This is a genomic window from Arthrobacter tumbae (assembly GCF_016907495.1).
GTDB lineage: Bacteria > Actinomycetota > Actinomycetes > Actinomycetales > Micrococcaceae > Arthrobacter_D > Arthrobacter_D tumbae.
The window spans coordinates 3,549,040-3,564,491 of record NZ_JAFBCC010000001.1; the positions used below are offsets into that span (position 1 = coordinate 3,549,040).

Sequence of the window (15,452 nt, forward strand, 5' to 3'; positions counted from 1 at the left end):
ATGGGCTGGCTCAACTTTGCCACGGGCACACGGTGCATCCAACTCATCGCGAGGAACCGATATGTATGTCGTCGCCCCGAAGCGTGAGCAGTATGGTACCGCGCAGGTCGGTACGGGCGACATCTACGCCCGCCTGCTGAAGTGCATCGAGTGTTTCCGGATGCGGGTGTCCGTAATCATTCTCCTGCCCGGCTGATATGAGCGCCAGTTCCGGAGAGACCGCTTCAATGATGTCGGCTCCGCCATTGCGGGCGCCATGGTGCGCGACCTTGAGGATATCCACTCCGGAGGCAGCAAGGTGCGGATGCGCGGCAAGGAAGCGTGCTGCGGCGTCCTCCTCAAGGTCACCCGTGAAAAGGATGGTGAGCCCGGGCCCTCCCCCGGCTCCCGCCACCGTAACGAGTACGACGGCGGAGGCGTTGTTCTCTGAGCCGGCGAGCGGTCCGGGCGCCGGCCAGAGGACCGACCAGTTCACGTTGCCTGTCGTATCTGCGACGCCGGCAGAAGCAGCTTCCGCTTCTATACCGGCTCCCCCGGTGACTTCGGTCACGACGCCGGGCAGGGAGTCCTCAGCAGTGGAGTAGAGCACGCGGTCCACCGTTCGGTCCTCGAATACCCCGGCTATGCCGCCGAAATGGTCTTCATGCAGATGGGTAAGCACCAGCACATCGACCGTGTCGACGCCGAGACGATCAAGACAGGCATCCATCGGACCCGGATCAGGGCCGGCGTCGAACACCATAGCGCTGCCCGGACCGGTCCTGACAGCCAGTCCGTCCCCCTGCCCGACGTCGCACGCCGCGACAGTCCAGTCCCCGGCTTCCCGCCCGCCCGCGCCGTTCCAGACCCAGACGGCGACGGCGCCGAGCACGCAGCCGACGGATACCCAGATCGACGTGCGCATCAGCGCACCCGATCGTCCTGCCGGTCCCCCGGGTGCCGTGGCCGGAGCCCGGAGGGCCTCCCGCATGCCTTTGATGAGCTGTGGCCCCCAGACCACAGCTACCAGCACAAGGCCGCTGATGAGGGCCGTCAGGACCGCACCGCCCCATCCGCCCGGCCAGGGAATGGCAGCGAGCGGGGCGGATGCGAAGAGCCGCGCGATCTCGGCTACGCCCACCGCTGCCCACCCGGCTGCGACGGCGAAGGGAGCCGCCGCCCATGGCGCCAGAGCCACCAGGACGACGGCCACCATGCCGGTGATGGTGATGAAGGGAACGAGTGGGGATGCCGCGATGTTGGCCGGCAGGGAATAGGTCGGCAGGCTCGGCTGGATCAGGGCAAGGACCGGTGAACAGAACAGCTGGGCGGCGAGTGGAACTGCGACCAGCTGCGCCATCCACACCGGCAGTACCGAGGCCAGCCGCGCAGCAAGGAGCGGACCCGCGAGCACCAGGCCGCAGGTGGCAGCGACGGACAGGATGAACGCGTACTCAACACCCAGCCATGGATCTGCGGCCAGGAGTGCGGCGATCGACAGGAACAGGAGCGTCATGGACAGCCGGCCGCGGCCGGTCAGGACTGCCAGCACTCCGATAGCGCCCATGACGGCGGCCCTGAGGACGCTTGGCTCCGGCCGCACCAGCAGCACGAATCCCACGAGCGCGGCCACGCCCGCTCCGGCGGCGGCCCACCGCGGCAGCCGGCATCCGCGACAGAGGAGGAACACAAAGGCGAGCACATAGCTGCAGTTCGCTCCGGAGACCGCCGTCAGGTGGGTCAGCCCCGTCGCCTTCATGGTGTCCACCAGATCCTGCTCAACCGCAGACCGCGCGCCGATGACCATCCCGGGCATCAGGCCGTCGTCGGGCACGGAGGTGGAGGAGGACAGCGTCAGGAAGCGGTTCCGCAGCCGCTCGACCAGCAATCCTGCAGTTGGCTGATCCTCCGTCAGGACGGGAGCCGTTGTCGCAATCAGCAGTGCTCCTGCACGCGCACCGGGCTCAGTTGACAGCGGCTTCCCCGCAGAGCGCAGTACGTCTCCGTGGGCCACGGTGCTCCATTCGGCACTTCCGAGCACCATCACCGGCGTGCTCGCCGCAAATCTTGATCCGTTGTACGTTGCCTCCAGAAGCTCTGCTTCGAGGAGCCACCGGGCAGTGCCGTCGGGCGCGGCCGTTGACGCCTCGCGGGGGTCCGACACAGCCCGGAGCTTCACGGTCATGTGCGCCTCTGCCGAGATGGCGGCGGAAAGCGGAGCGGAGGAACGCTGATTCAGGTGCGCAGCAGCAGCAAGGCAGATCATCGCTGCCACGCCCAAAAAGATGAGCAGTATCTGCGCTGCGGGAGAGCCCTTCCTGATTCGAACGACGACGACGGCGGCGCAGCCGAGGGTGCCCAGGGCCAGTAGTCCGCCCAGCAGCAGAGCGTCCTGCGCCTCCAGACGGATAGCCAGCGCTGCTGCTCCCCAGGCCGCGAGTGCTCCCGGAAGCAGTCGGAGATCCCGTGCCGGGCTGGGTCGGGCTGCGGCAGGTTCCGGCCGTCTGCGAGCTCCATGTTGCGCCCGTGGGCTAGCCGACCGGCCTCCTGGCAGGACTGCCGAGGGACCGGTCGACTTCGGCGCGTGCGCGGCAGACCGAACAAAATGCTCCCACCGCCCCGACCTTGTGGGTACCATTCAGACGGTCACCAGAGGTATGAGTGATTCGAGCATCGCGGGACCGATGCCCGGCACAGCATCGAGGTCTTCCGGACGAGCAAAGGGACCGTGCTGGGTCCGCCACTCGACGATGCGCTCAGCGAGGACGGGCCCCACCCTGGGAAGTTCTTCGAGCTCTGGAACGTCGGCGGTATTGAGGTTCACGGGCAAATCCTGCGTCCCCTGCGCGGGCGCGGATGCGCCGGCAGCGGGTTGCAGGGGCTCACCGGCACGTGGAATCAGGATCTGCTGCCCGTCCTGCACCACGGCTGCCAGGTTCACAGCCGAGAGCTCCGCTTCAGGCAGTGCTCCCCCTGCCTTTTCCAGCACCTCGAAAACGCGGGACCCGGCAGCGGTCTCGACCACGCCGGGCGTCTGCACAGCTCCTGCAACATGGACAAGGACGGTTCCGGCATGGGCCGGTTCGGCATCCGTCACGGACGCACCGGCTTCCTGCGCTTCCTCGACAGGTGCGGCGTTCGCCGAGGAATCAGAACCGGGCGTTGGATCAGCAGTACTGGTTCCCGGCGGCCTGATCGGCACAACCTCGCCGGGCTCGCTGTCGGAACTGACGAACTGCCAGCCGCCGACCACCAGAGCGCAGCCCGCTGCCACCAGCGCGGCCCGGCGCGTTGCCACCCATCGCCGGCGGTGGCTCCGGCTGTCCTCGTGAGGTGTGTCGGCTTCGACGTCACCGGGCTGCAGGGAGCTGCCGGCACCGTCCGGTGACGTGCTGCCCCAACCCTCGCCCGTTCGACTCCAGGAAGGTTCCGGAACCTGCTCCGCCGCTGAATTCCGCTCGGCTTCCGGAACCGGCTCCGCACGGTTCAGGTTGAGGACACGGTCCAGCCGGTCCGGGCTGGACACGCGCTCCCCCGTAGCCCAGCGGTGCCTTGCCATGGGATCAGCGTACGAATGCTTGATCCCCTCAGCCGCTCTGCCGGTGGCTATGTGCACAATCCGCCCGCATCGCTGCCCGTGTGGAGCAGAAGATCGTGCGTGGAGCGGAGGATCAGACGCTTTCCGGCACCAGCGGGTCGGACAGAGACACCGCAAGCACACCGAGACCGGTGTGCGCGGCCAGGACGGCCGGCAGCTGGGTCAGCACGGCGTCGGTCCCTTCGGGTGCCCGCGCGGCGGCTGTTTCGGCCTCCGGCCTGTTGCCGAAGTAGTGGTACGCGGCAACACTGCCTGATGGGCGCCGGCGAAGGTCCTCCCCTACCAGTTCGTCGAGGCGCTGCCGGGCCCGTGCCGCAGTGCGGACCTTCTCGAGTGGTTCGATCGCCCCATCCCGCACAACCAGGAGAGGCTTCACAGCGAGCAATGCACCGAAGATGCCGGCCGCGGCACCGATCCGCCCACCGCGACGCAATTGCTCCAGGCTGGGAACGTAGAACAACACGGAAGTCCCGGCGCAGAGGACGGCCGCGCGGGCTGCCGCCTCCGCAGCGGTCGCTCCTCCGTCAAGTGCACGAGCAGCCGCCGCTACTCCGCACCCCAGTGCCATTCCAACGGTTCCGCTGTCAACTACATGCACCGGGATGGACAGGGTGCGCGCAGCCCAGCGTGCGGCGTCGACCGTTCCGGACAATCCACCGGAAAGGTGGATCGAGACGATCTCACTGGCGCCTTCGCGCTCCAGCCGACGGTAGACGCTCTGGAAGTGCCCCGGTGAAGGCCGCGACGTGCGCACCTCCGCGCCTTCCGCGAGCGCCACTGCGAGCGGCTCGAGCAGGTTGTCGGACCCTTCGCCGTAGTGGCGGCCCGAAATGATGACCGGCATCGGCATGACCGTGACGTTCTCCGCAGGGCCGCCTCCCGTGACCCACGCCGGTGGGAAGGCGGCTGCGGAATCGGTGACGACCGCCGTCGTCCGTTCCGCCGCCGGTTCTGTACCGACGGCGGCGCGGCCTGCACGGTGGTCAAACCATGCCACGGCGAAATCCTCTCCCTGACCGGTCAGGCCGGAACGATGTTGACCAGTTTCGGTGCACGGACGATGACCGTCCGGATGTCCCTGCCGGCCAGCGTGCGCTGGACCTGCGCGGTACCGAGCGCCAGCTCACGCAGCGCGTCTTCGGTGATGTCTGCCGGCACTTCCAGGCGGTCGCGCACCTTGCCCTGGACCTGAACGATAGCCGTGACGGTGTCCTGAACCAGCAGCGAGTGGTCCACGGCGGGCCAACCGGCGGCTGCCACGGAGGCGGGGTGGCCAAGCCGTTCCCACAGATCTTCCGCGGTGTACGGAGCGAAGAGGCTGAGGATGATCGCCGTCACCTCAGCTGCCTCACGGACAGCAGGGTCTGCGCCGCCGGCTCCTGAATCGATCGCCTTGCGGGTAGCGTTCACCAGTTCCATGACCTTGGCGATAACCACGTTGAACTTGTTGTTCTTCAGCAAGTCGGAGGCATCAGCCACGGTACGGTGCGTCACCGAGCGCAACGCACGGTCACCGGACGCGAAATCGGCGCCCGGTTCGGAAGTAACGTCGGCACCGAGACGCCAGGCGCGGGCGAGGAACTTCGCAGAGCCCGACGGCGATACATCCGTCCAGTCGACGTCATCTTCCGGTGGGGAGGCAAAGACCATCGTGAGACGGATGGCGTCCACGCCGTAACGGTCGAGCTGCTCACCGAGGTTGACGCCGTTGCCCAGCGATTTGCTCATTGCCTTGCCGCCGTTGAGCACCTGGCCCTGGTTGAGCAGGGCCGAGAAGGGCTCCGTGAAGTTGACCAGCCCCAGGTCGAACAGGACCTTCGTGAAGAACCGGCTGTAAAGCAGGTGGAGGATGGCGTGCTCCACCCCGCCGACGTACTGGCCGACCGGCAGCCACTCGTTGACCTTTGCGGAGTCGAACGGCACATCGGTGGAGTGCGGATCGGCGAATCGCAGGAAGTACCAGGACGAGTCAACGAAGGTGTCCATCGTGTCCGTATCCCGGGTGGCCGGTCCTGAGCACTGGGGGCACTGGACGTTGACCCAGTCCGTCGCTGCCGCAAGCGGCGACGTGCCTTTCGGCGCGAGGTCTTCTCCACGCAGGTCGCTGGGAAGGCGTACCGGGAGTTGCTCGTCGGGTACGGGGACCTCGCCGCACGCAGGGCAGTGGATGATCGGGATGGGTGTTCCCCAGAAGCGCTGGCGCGAGAGCAGCCAGTCCCGCAGCCGGTAATTGACCGTGCGCTCGCCCGTACCCTGGGCTGCGACGAGTTCGATGGCGCGCTGGATCGCCGCCTCCTTGGCGAGCCCGTTCAGTTCCCCGGAGTTGACCAGCATCCCCTCCCCCGTGGTCGCCTTGCCCGAGACGGCGGGATCCTCTTCCCCCGTGTCCACCACCATGCGGACCGGCAGATCGAAGGCCCGGGCGAAGTCGAGGTCACGCTGATCGTGTGCAGGAACGGCCATGATGGCACCGGTGCCGTAGTCTGCGAGCACATAGTCGGCGGCCCACACCGGCAGCAACTCCCCGTTCAGCGGGTTCACTGCGTAACGGCCGGTGAAGACACCGGTCTTCTCCCGTTCGGTGGATTGGCGCTCGATGTCGCTGAGCGTGTTGACGCTCTCCCGGTATTCGGACAGGGCGGCAGCATGTTCGGCTGTCACCAGCTGCGCGGCGAGATCCGCATCTGCAGCAACAACGAAGAACGTGGCACCGTGGAGCGTGTCGGGCCTCGTGGTGAAGACCGCGACATCGGTAGCCGGCAGGGCGCCGTCGGCCTCGATCGTGAAGGTGACATGTGCGCCCTCCGACCGGCCGATCCAGTTCCGCTGCATCGCCAGGACGCGTTCCGGCCAGTGCCCGGCCAGCGGTTCCATGTCCTCGAGCAGGCGGTCGGCGTAATCGGTGATGCGGAAATACCACTGGTTCAGGCTCTTCTTCGTGACTGGACTTCCGCAGCGCTCGCACGCACCATTGACAACCTGTTCATTGGCGAGCACTGTCTGGTCCCTGGGGCACCAGTTGACGGGGTGATCCTTGCGGTAGGCGAGCCCCTTTTCGAAGAAGCGCAGGAACAGCCACTGGGTCCAGCGGTAGTACTCGGGATCCGAGGTCTGCAGCCGTCGGGACCAGTCGGCGCTGATGGCGTAGCGCTTGAAGGACGCCGCCTGGGTGTCGATGTTCGCGTAGGTCCACTCGCTCGGGTGCGCGTTGTGCTTGATGGCGGCGTTCTCGGCCGGGAGGCCGAAGGAATCCCAGCCGATCGGGTGCAGGACGTCGTAACCGAGCTGACGCCAGTAGCGGGCAACGACATCGCCCATCGCGAAGGCTTCCGCGTGCCCCATGTGGAGGTCGCCGGAAGGGTAGGGGAACATGTCCAGGACATAGCGGCGTTCCCGGCTGCCGTCATCGACCGGTGCGAAGGTGTCAAGCTGATCCCACACAGGCTGCCACTTCGCTTCGATGTCAGCGAAACTGTATGTACCGGCGTCCGGCTCTTCCGCCGTGGGATTCATGCTCACTGTCTTGCCCTGTCTGTTGATCACTGGTGACCGTCTTCTCTGTCCTTCACCGTCGCTTTCCCGCTCCCGGAACGATGTCCTAAGTCCTTGGCAGGCCCCGGACATACAAAAGCCCCTCGACACAGGAGGGGCGGCCGCGCTGGAATACGCGGCTAGGTAAGGAGCAGGTACGCGAACATGCTCCTTACCTTAGCGCAGTTTGGTCCGGGCAGGGTTCTTCAGGAGTTACCATATTTCCATTGGGCGCAACTTTCTGTTATTGCGCCTGAGCATGCCGAGGCGGAATGCGCCCGCGGCTGATCGGCCAGCCACCCTCAGGAGGTGGACTGCTCTGCAGGCATTCTGGCCCGTCGTCGTTAGGTAGACGAGAACCATGACACAAACCATTCCCACCGCAGATCCATCGCCGCAGACCCTTGGCGATGATGCGGTTGCCCTGGTGCGGCGCTGGCTGCACCTCGGCGAATCCGGCGGTGCCGCCCAGCGGACGGCCGGAGCGGCTGCCGCAGGCAGCACACGCGGATCTAAGTCCGCACAACTCCTCGCTGAGGTGCTCAAGGACCAGAACGGCCTCGACTTCACGATCGGTTTCGTCGATCGGGTGATCCGGCCGGAAGACCCCGCTGTCGCCGCACGGAACCTTGCGCAGCTTGCCCGGAAGGCGCCGTCGTTCCTGCCCTGGTATATGAAGGGAGCCGTTCGGCTGGGAGGGGTCATGGCCCCGGTCCTGCCCCGCGTCGTCGTACCGGTGGCACAGCGCGTGCTGCGGGAGATGGTCGGCCACCTCATCGTTGATGCCCGACCGTCGCATCTCGGCAAGTCAATCGCCGCCCTGCGCGGCGAAGGCGTCCGCCTCAACATCAACCTCCTCGGTGAAGCCGTCCTGGGCGACAAGGAAGCGGACGCCCGGCTCAGCGGCACGCGGGACCTCCTGGCACGCGACGACGTCGATTACGTCTCCATCAAAGTCTCCTCAGTGGTCAGCACCCTCAATCTCTGGGACTTCGATGGGACCGTCGAGCGGGTCACTGAGCGGCTCCTGCCGCTGTACAGGCTTGCGGCGTCCTCGCCTGCTCCGAAGTTCATCAACCTGGACATGGAGGAGTACCACGACCTCGATCTCACGGTCGCGGTATTCAAACGCATCCTCGAAACTCCCGACCTGCGCAACCTGGAGGCCGGCATCGTGCTGCAGGCCTACCTGCCGGATGCGCTCGGCGCACTGCAGGACCTGACCTTCTGGGCGCAGGAACGCCGTGCCGCCGGCGGGTCAGCCATCAAGGTCCGGCTAGTGAAGGGCGCCAACCTCGCCATGGAAATGGTGGATGCCGCGGTGCACGGGTGGGAGCCGGCCACACTTCCGAGCAAGCAGGCCACCGATACCAACTACAAGCGCTGCCTGGACTGGGCGCTGCGTCCCGAGAACGCGGACGCCGTTCGGCTCGGCGTTGCCGGGCACAACCTCTTCGACATCGCCCTCGCCCGCACGCTTTCGGTTGCCCGCGGTGTCGAGGACCGGATCGAGTTCGAGATGCTGCTCGGAATGGCTGAAGACCAGGCCGCAGAGGTGCGCAAGGACGTCGGCTCGCTGCTTCTCTACACCCCGGTGGTGAAGCCGGCGCAGTTCGACGTCGCCATCAGCTACCTGATCCGCCGCCTGGAGGAGAACGCAAGCCAGGAGAACTTCATGAGCGCCGTTTTCGAGCTCACGAAGAGTGAGGAGCTGTTCGAACGCGAGAAGCAACGCTTCCTCGCATCCCTCGCGGAGCTGGAACCGACGGTGCCGCAACCCAACCGTTCGCAGGCGCCGGACCGCTTCACCGCAACCGGGCCCGGTGAGTTCCGGAACCAGTCCGATTCCGACCCGTCGCTGCCGGCAATCCGGACGTGGGCTCATGAAATTCTCAGCCGTGTCCCTGCGTCCACCCTGGGCGTCGCCCTCGTGGAGGCATCCGAGCTGGAAACTCACGACGACGTCGACACCGCCGTCCGTACGGCACGCGCCGCACAGCGTGACTGGGCTTCGAAGTCGGGCGCAGAGCGGGCGGAAGTGCTGCGCAGCGCAGCGGCCCAGCTCGCCCTCAGCCGCGGGGACCTCGTGGAGGTGTCGGCAAGCGAGACAGGCAAGACCATCGCCGAATCGGATCCGGAGATTTCAGAGGCAATCGACTTCGCCGGCTACTACGCGCTGCTCGCCGAGGAACTCGACACCGTGGAGGGCGCCCGTTTTGTCCCTGCAGCCCTGACCGTGGCTACTCCGCCGTGGAATTTCCCCGTGGCCATTCCCGCCGGCTCCGTCCTGGCTCCGCTGGCTGCCGGCAGCGCCGTCATCCTCAAGCCTGCTCCCCAGGCCAAACGGTGCGCTGCCGTCATGGTCCAGGCGCTGTGGGACGCGGGTATCCCCCGCGACGTGCTGGTGTTCGCTGACGTCGCCGAGGGTCCCGTCGGACAGCACCTCATCTCCCACCCGGAGGTGGACAGGGTCATTCTCACCGGTGCCTACGACACCGCGAAGTTGTTCAGGTCCTGGCGGAACGATCTTCCGTTGCTCGCGGAGACCAGCGGCAAGAATTCGCTCATTGTGACGCCCAGCTCAGACCTCGATCTGGCTGCGGCCGATGTCGCAAAGTCCGCTTTCGGCCATGCGGGCCAGAAATGCTCCGCCGCGTCGCTGGCCATCCTGGTGGGTTCGGCTGGTACCTCTGCACGCTTCCGCAATCAACTGGTTGATGCTGTGGCTTCCCTGAAGGTCGGCTACCCCGAGGACCCTGAGACCGAGATGGGCCCGATCATCGAGCCGGCCGCAGGCAAGCTCAAGGACGCCTTCACTTCGCTCGGGGACGGCGAATCCTGGCTGGTCAAGCCACAGCAGCTCGATGACACCGGCCGGCTCTGGAGTCCCGGGGTTCGCACCGGCGTCACGCCCGGCAGCTACTTCCATATGACGGAATTCTTCGGCCCGGTGCTCGGGATCATGCACGCCGAGTCGCTCGAACAGGCCATCGAGTGGCAGAACGCCAGCGCCTATGGCCTGACGGGCGGAATCCACACCCTGAATCCGGACGAGGTCTCGCAGTGGCTCGAATCAGTGCAGGCGGGCAACCTCTACGTCAACCGCGGCATCACCGGTGCGATCGTTCGCCGGCAGCCGTTCGGCGGTTGGAAGCGCTCGTCCGTGGGGCCGGGCGCCAAGGCAGGTGGGCCGAACTACCTCATCCACCTCGGCAGCTGGGAGCGCGAAGAACTCCATCCGGGGAATGTTCATGCTCCGCTCAGCGGACCGGTCCGCCAGCTCCTGCATGCGGCGGACGTGCCCGACGGCGACCGCGGCTTCCTCGCCCGCTCCGCCGCCGACGACCAGCGTCACTGGGTGCGCACCTTCGGCGCTCATGAAGACGTCTCAGCCCTCGGCGTCGAACGGAACGAGTTCCGTTACCTGCCCACTCCGGTGACGGTCCGGCTCAACGAAGCCGGCACTGCCGGTGACTTCATCCGGGTCGTAGCGGCAGGTCTGCGCAGCGGCTCAACCATGTCGGTATCAACCCCGGAACCACTCGCGCCGGCGCTCACAGCGGTCCTGTCGGCACACGATGTCACCCACCGGGTAGAGGACGACGCCGCGTGGCTGGGTGCCGCCCCGTCGGCCGGCCTGGGCCGGGTCCGCCTTGTGGGCGGCGGCTACTCGGAACTGTGTGCGGCCACCGACGGCGATCCGGACATCGCCATCTACAGCGGGCCCGTCACGGAGGCCGGACGGATCGAAATGTTGCCCTTCCTGCGTGAGCAGGCGGTAACGATAACGGCGCATCGTTTCGGCAATCCGGACAACGTCTCGGGCGAGATTCTCCGCTAAGGAGGGCCCGCGGCGGCCGTCCGGCCGCGGAGCTGAACAAGAAAGAGGCGGAGCGGACAGATGTCCGCTCCGCCTCTTTTGGTACTACAGGGAACTACTGGACGTCCTCATCCACCCAGTCGAAGGTCTTCGTGACGGCCTTCTTCCAATTGCGCAGCTGGCGGTCGCGCTCGGCGTCGTCCATGGTGGGGAGCCAGCGCTTGTCTTCGGACCAGTTTGTGGCCAGCTCGTCCGTGTCCTTCCAGAAGTCGACGGCGAGGCCCGCGGCGTAGGCGGCGCCGAGTGCCGTGGTTTCCGTGACTTTCGGTCGGATCACGGGGATGCCGAGGATGTCAGCCTGGAACTGCATCAGCGCGTCGTTGGCGACCATGCCGCCGTCGACGCGGAGATCTTCCATGTTGACACCGGAATCCGCGTTGGCGGCGTCAAGCACTTCACGGGTCTGGAACGCAGTTGCCTCAAGTGCTGCACGGGCGATGTGACCCTTGTTCACGAAGCGCGTGAGGCCGACGATGGCGCCGCGGGCGTCGGCACGCCAGTACGGTGCGAAGAGGCCGGAGAATGCGGGGACGATGTAGACGCCTCCGTTGTCCTCGACCGACTTCGCAAGCTGCTCCACCTCGGGGGCGGTCTTGATGATTCCGAGGTTGTCCCGGAGCCACTGGATGAGTGAGCCGGTGACGGCGATGGAACCTTCGAGTGCGTACACGGTCTTGGCGTCGCCAAGCTTGTAGCAGACCGTCGTCAACAGGCCGTTCTTCGAGTGGACGATCTCCTCACCGGTGTTGACGATCATGAAGTTGCCGGTGCCGTAAGTATTCTTCGCGCCACCCTTCTCAAATGCCGCCTGGCCGAAGGTCGCCGCCTGCTGGTCACCGAGAATTCCCGCTACGGGAACCTCGCGGAGGAGTTGGGAGCTGTGGACCGTGCCGTAGACCTCGGAGGAAGATCGGATTTCCGGCATCATGGAGGCCGGTACACCGAACGTGTCAAGGATGGAGGAGTCCCAGCTCAGCGTCTCGAGGTCCATGAAGAGAGTGCGGGAAGCGTTGGTGACGTCGGTGATGTGCACACCGCCATCCGTTCCGCCCGTCAGGTTCCAGGTCACCCAGGAGTCCGTGTTGCCGAACAGGAGGTCGCCGGCTTCCGCCTTCTCGCGGGCGCCGTCGACGTTGTCGAGAATCCACTTGATTTTCGTTCCGGAGAAGTAGGTGGCCAGGGGCAGGCCGACCTGCTGCTTGAACCTTTCCACCCCGCCATCAGCAGCAAGCTCGTCCACGATCGGCTGCGTACGCGTGTCCTGCCAGACGATCGCGTTGTACACCGGCTGGCCGGTGTTCTTATCCCACACCACGGCAGTCTCGCGCTGGTTGGTGATGCCGACCGCGGCGATGTCGTGACGGGTCAAATTTGCTTTCGAGAGTGCGTTGCCGATGACCTCACGGGTGTTGTCCCAGATTTCGATCGGGTTGTGCTCCACCCAGCCGGCCTTGGGGAAGATCTGCTCATGCTCCTTCTGGCCGGAGGAAACGATATTTCCCTGGTGGTCGAAGACGATTGCACGGCTTGAGGTAGTTCCCTGGTCAATTGCGATAACGTACTGCGGCATTACTGCTCCTCATTGAGTGTTTTTCTTGGATTGGTGGACGGCGGTGGATCAGAATCATGTGTTCCACCGGCGGGTGTGGATCAGGCCGCGGGAGTCGGGAAGGTGACCAGCATGGCCACCAGGCCGGCGAGCAGGCCGCCGATGACCGGTCCCACAACCGGTACCCAGGCGTAGCTCCAGTCGCTGCTTCCCTTGCCCTTGATCGGCAGGAAAGCATGTGCAACGCGTGGACCGAGGTCACGGTTGGGGTTGATGGCGTAGCCGGTGGGTCCACCCAGCGACGCGCCGATACCGACGACGAGGAGGGCCACTGCCAGCGGGCCGAGTCCCGACGGCGTACCGGCGAAGGCGATGATGACGAACACGAGAACAAAGGTGCCGATGATCTCGGTCACGAGGTTCCAGCCGTAGTTACGGATTGCCGGACCGGTGGAGAACACCCCGAGCTTGTTGGCGGGATCCGGTTCGGCATCGAAATGCTGCTTGTAGGCCAGCCAGCATCCGACCGCACCGAGTATTGAACCGAGCATCTGTGCGGCGAAGTAGGCAAGCGCGTTGACCACGTTCTTATCGACGCCGGGGGCGAACTCCGCGGTGTCGCCATTGGCCCACAGGCCGACAGTGACGGCGAAGTTGAGGTGCGCTCCCGAGAGCGCGGCGACGTAGACACCGGCGAAGACCGCAAGGCCCCAGCCGAAGTTGACCATCAGGAACCCGCCGTTATTTCCCTTGGTCCCGGCCAGTGCAACGTTGGCCACGACCCCTGTACCCAGCAACAGCAGCATGAACGTGCCGAATGTTTCGGCGACGAATACTTCCAGAGACATCTTTGACTCCTCCATTAATTCACCTGTGGGCCGTTGTGGCCCCGGTACCGTGATGGTCGCGGTACCGCGTTACTCCCCCGGCAAGTGCTGCCGTTGGTTCTCAGCCACCCGAGGGCTGCTGAAGGTTGCCTGAAACCTATGCAACCAAACTATGCACACTCACCTTGTGTTGTTCCTGCAACAATCGGCGGGTGTCTTCGATCTCGTTCTTCCGCTCGGTCGCGGTCCAGCCGAGGTGGGTGCCGAGGACATCAGCGAGCTCGTCGATCAGTTCTGCGCTGACGAGCCCGTTGAAGGCCAGTGCTGTCCGCCTGATGATGACATCGGAGATGTGCTGGACCTGTTCCTGCCGCACCATGTATTCGAGCTCACGCGCGGACACCTCCCTCGTTGTCTCCAGCGGGAGATCCTCGCCAGCGGCAAGGAAGGTGATGACGTCGGCGGCCCTCGTGCCGTAGCGCTGGAGCAAGAGCCGGACGCGTTCTGCGGGCAGTCCTGATCCGTTGGCTTCGATCCAGGCAGCAACATCACGCGGTTGCTGCGGGAATCCCAATCCGCCGCCGATCGGCATGGCTGCAGTGGAGACGGTCCTGCTCCGCTGCAGCAGTCCGAGGACCTCGTCCGCGAGATGCTCCGAGAGCGCTCGGAAGGTTGTCCATTTGCCGCCGACCAGGCTGAGCATGGGGCGGTTGGCGGTGGTTCCCCGTTCGATCCGGTAGTCCCGCGAGACGAAGCCTGGCTGGGTCTCATCATGGCGGGGCAGCGGGCGAACACCGGAGAACGTGTAGACGATGCTGTCCCGGGTAGCCCGCACCGTCGGAAACACATGATGGATCAGGTCGAAGAAGTAATCGATCTCGGCGTCGGTGCAGACAGCCGGGGTGTCCATGTCCGTTTCAATATCGGTGGTGCCGACCAGCACCCGGTCACCCATCGGATAGATGAGCACGATTCGGCCGTCCGAGTGCTCAAAGAAGATCTCCCGGCCGGCACACGCCGCCAGAAGTTCCGGATGATCGAGCACGATGTGCGAACCTTTGGTTCCACCCATGAAGCCGCTGGTTTGTCCCAGCGCACTGTTGGTTCCGTCCACCCACGCGCCCGTAGCGTTGACGACGACGTCGGCCTGAACCGGAAATACTTCACCGGTGAGCTCGTCGCGGAGCACGATGCCCTCCTCGCTGCTGCCCACCGCGCTGACGTAGTTGACCGCCCGGGACCGGGGGTTGGCGCTCAGTCCGTCCTGGAGGACGTCGAGCGTGAGCCGCTCCGGGTTGTGCACGGAGGCGTCGAAATAGGTAGCCGTGTACTTCACATCCGGCCTCAACCTGGGCAGTTGTGCCAGCGAGGCCTTCCGCCCGACGAACCTATGGCGGGGTACTGTGCCGCCTGCGCGCGAGAAAGCATCATACAGAGTCAGCCCCGCCTTGATCAGGACGGCGCCGCGTTCGCGGGGTGCGCCCTGCCGGTGGGTCAGGAACCGTAGCGGGGCAGCGAGAATGCCGGAGAACGTGCTGAAGACGGGGATGGTCGTCTGGAGCGGCTTGACGTAGTGCGGCGCTAGCTTCAACAGGGCATTTCGCTCCACCACCGACTCACGCACCAGCCGGAACTCACCATTCTCGAGGTACCGGATTCCCCCGTGGATCATGTGGGACGAGGCACCCGAGGCTCCCTGACAGTAATCGCCGCGTTCAACGAGCGTGACGTCGATGCCCTGGAGCGAGAGATCACGAAACGTTCCGACCCCGTTGATTCCGCCCCCGATGATCAAAACGGATGTCCTTGCGGACGTCCTGAGTTGCTGGACGCTGTTCCGCATGGGGCGATTCTGTTCGGCCGACGGCGTCGTCGGCCCGGTGCTGTTCCTCACGGGCTACTGGGCTCCTTGGCTAGTGGTGCGATCCGGTTCTGCACCCTATTCTTTGGAGCATTGGGAATATTCGTCAACAACAGTGCACAAACGTGCAATACCCTTCGGAGAATTCAGTGAACACCCCCGCCCAGAACGCCGCTGACCGCGCAAATGCCCGAAACTCCGAGGTTACGCAGCCGCGCAACCGCGAC

8 protein-coding genes are annotated in these 15,452 nt (G+C 65.4%); 1 reads left to right on the forward strand and 7 read right to left on the reverse strand.

Annotated elements, in window-relative coordinates:
• Positions 1–43: 43 nt before the first annotated feature.
• From JOD47_RS16715 to leuS, 4 genes are all read right to left on the reverse strand, one after another.
• Positions 44–2,617, reverse strand: a complete 2,574-nt coding sequence (locus JOD47_RS16715; protein WP_204536057.1) for a ComEC/Rec2 family competence protein — start codon at positions 2,615–2,617, stop codon at positions 44–46.
• A complete protein-coding gene (locus JOD47_RS16720) occupies positions 2,618–3,538 on the reverse strand; it encodes a ComEA family DNA-binding protein (RefSeq protein ID WP_204536059.1) in 921 nt (306 codons plus the stop codon). It lies immediately after the preceding gene.
• A 112-nt stretch (positions 3,539–3,650) separates the two neighbouring features.
• On the reverse strand, positions 3,651–4,574 hold the full coding sequence (locus JOD47_RS16725; protein WP_307836361.1) for a DegV family protein: 924 nt from the start codon (positions 4,572–4,574) through the stop codon (positions 3,651–3,653).
• A gap of 23 nt (positions 4,575–4,597) precedes the next feature.
• Positions 4,598–7,090 carry a leucine--tRNA ligase gene (gene leuS, locus JOD47_RS16730; RefSeq protein WP_204536061.1) on the reverse strand — a complete coding sequence of 831 codons (2,493 nt, stop codon included), beginning with the start codon at positions 7,088–7,090 and terminating at the stop codon, positions 4,598–4,600.
• Between the two features lie 379 nt (positions 7,091–7,469).
• On the opposite strand from leuS, the gene JOD47_RS16735 reads away from it, so the two are divergent.
• Positions 7,470–10,949, forward strand: coding sequence for a bifunctional proline dehydrogenase/L-glutamate gamma-semialdehyde dehydrogenase (locus tag JOD47_RS16735; protein WP_204536063.1), 3,480 nt, complete (start codon positions 7,470–7,472; stop codon positions 10,947–10,949).
• Positions 10,950–11,043: 94 nt separating this feature from the next.
• On the opposite strand, the gene glpK is transcribed toward JOD47_RS16735, so the two are convergent.
• The 3 genes from glpK to JOD47_RS16750 form a co-directional block, all read right to left on the reverse strand.
• Positions 11,044–12,558, reverse strand: a complete 1,515-nt coding sequence (glpK, locus tag JOD47_RS16740; RefSeq protein WP_204536065.1) for a glycerol kinase GlpK — start codon at positions 12,556–12,558, stop codon at positions 11,044–11,046.
• An 80-nt stretch (positions 12,559–12,638) separates the two neighbouring features.
• Positions 12,639–13,385, reverse strand: coding sequence for an MIP/aquaporin family protein (locus tag JOD47_RS16745; protein WP_204536067.1), 747 nt, complete (start codon positions 13,383–13,385; stop codon positions 12,639–12,641).
• Positions 13,386–13,521: 136 nt separating this feature from the next.
• The gene (locus JOD47_RS16750) at positions 13,522–15,207 is read right to left on the reverse strand and encodes a glycerol-3-phosphate dehydrogenase/oxidase (RefSeq protein ID WP_204536848.1); all 1,686 of its coding nucleotides are present in this window, start codon (positions 15,205–15,207) and stop codon (positions 13,522–13,524) included.
• Positions 15,208–15,452: the final 245 nt, after the last annotated feature.

What these genes read in the sequence shown, in the direction of transcription:
- JOD47_RS16715 (WP_204536057.1), bottom strand. Translation starts at nt 2,617, where the DNA reads ATGGTACCCACAAGGTCGGGGCGGTGGGAGCATTTTGTTCGGTCTGCC.
- JOD47_RS16720 (WP_204536059.1), bottom strand. Translation starts at nt 3,538, where the DNA reads ATGGCAAGGCACCGCTGGGCTACGGGGGAGCGCGTGTCCAGCCCGGAC.
- leuS (WP_204536061.1), bottom strand. Translation starts at nt 7,090, where the DNA reads ATGAATCCCACGGCGGAAGAGCCGGACGCCGGTACATACAGTTTCGCT.
- JOD47_RS16735 (WP_204536063.1), top strand. Translation starts at nt 7,470, where the DNA reads ATGACACAAACCATTCCCACCGCAGATCCATCGCCGCAGACCCTTGGC.
- glpK (WP_204536065.1), bottom strand. Translation starts at nt 12,558, where the DNA reads ATGCCGCAGTACGTTATCGCAATTGACCAGGGAACTACCTCAAGCCGT.
- JOD47_RS16745 (WP_204536067.1), bottom strand. Translation starts at nt 13,385, where the DNA reads ATGTCTCTGGAAGTATTCGTCGCCGAAACATTCGGCACGTTCATGCTG.
- JOD47_RS16750 (WP_204536848.1), bottom strand. Translation starts at nt 15,207, where the DNA reads ATGCGGAACAGCGTCCAGCAACTCAGGACGTCCGCAAGGACATCCGTT.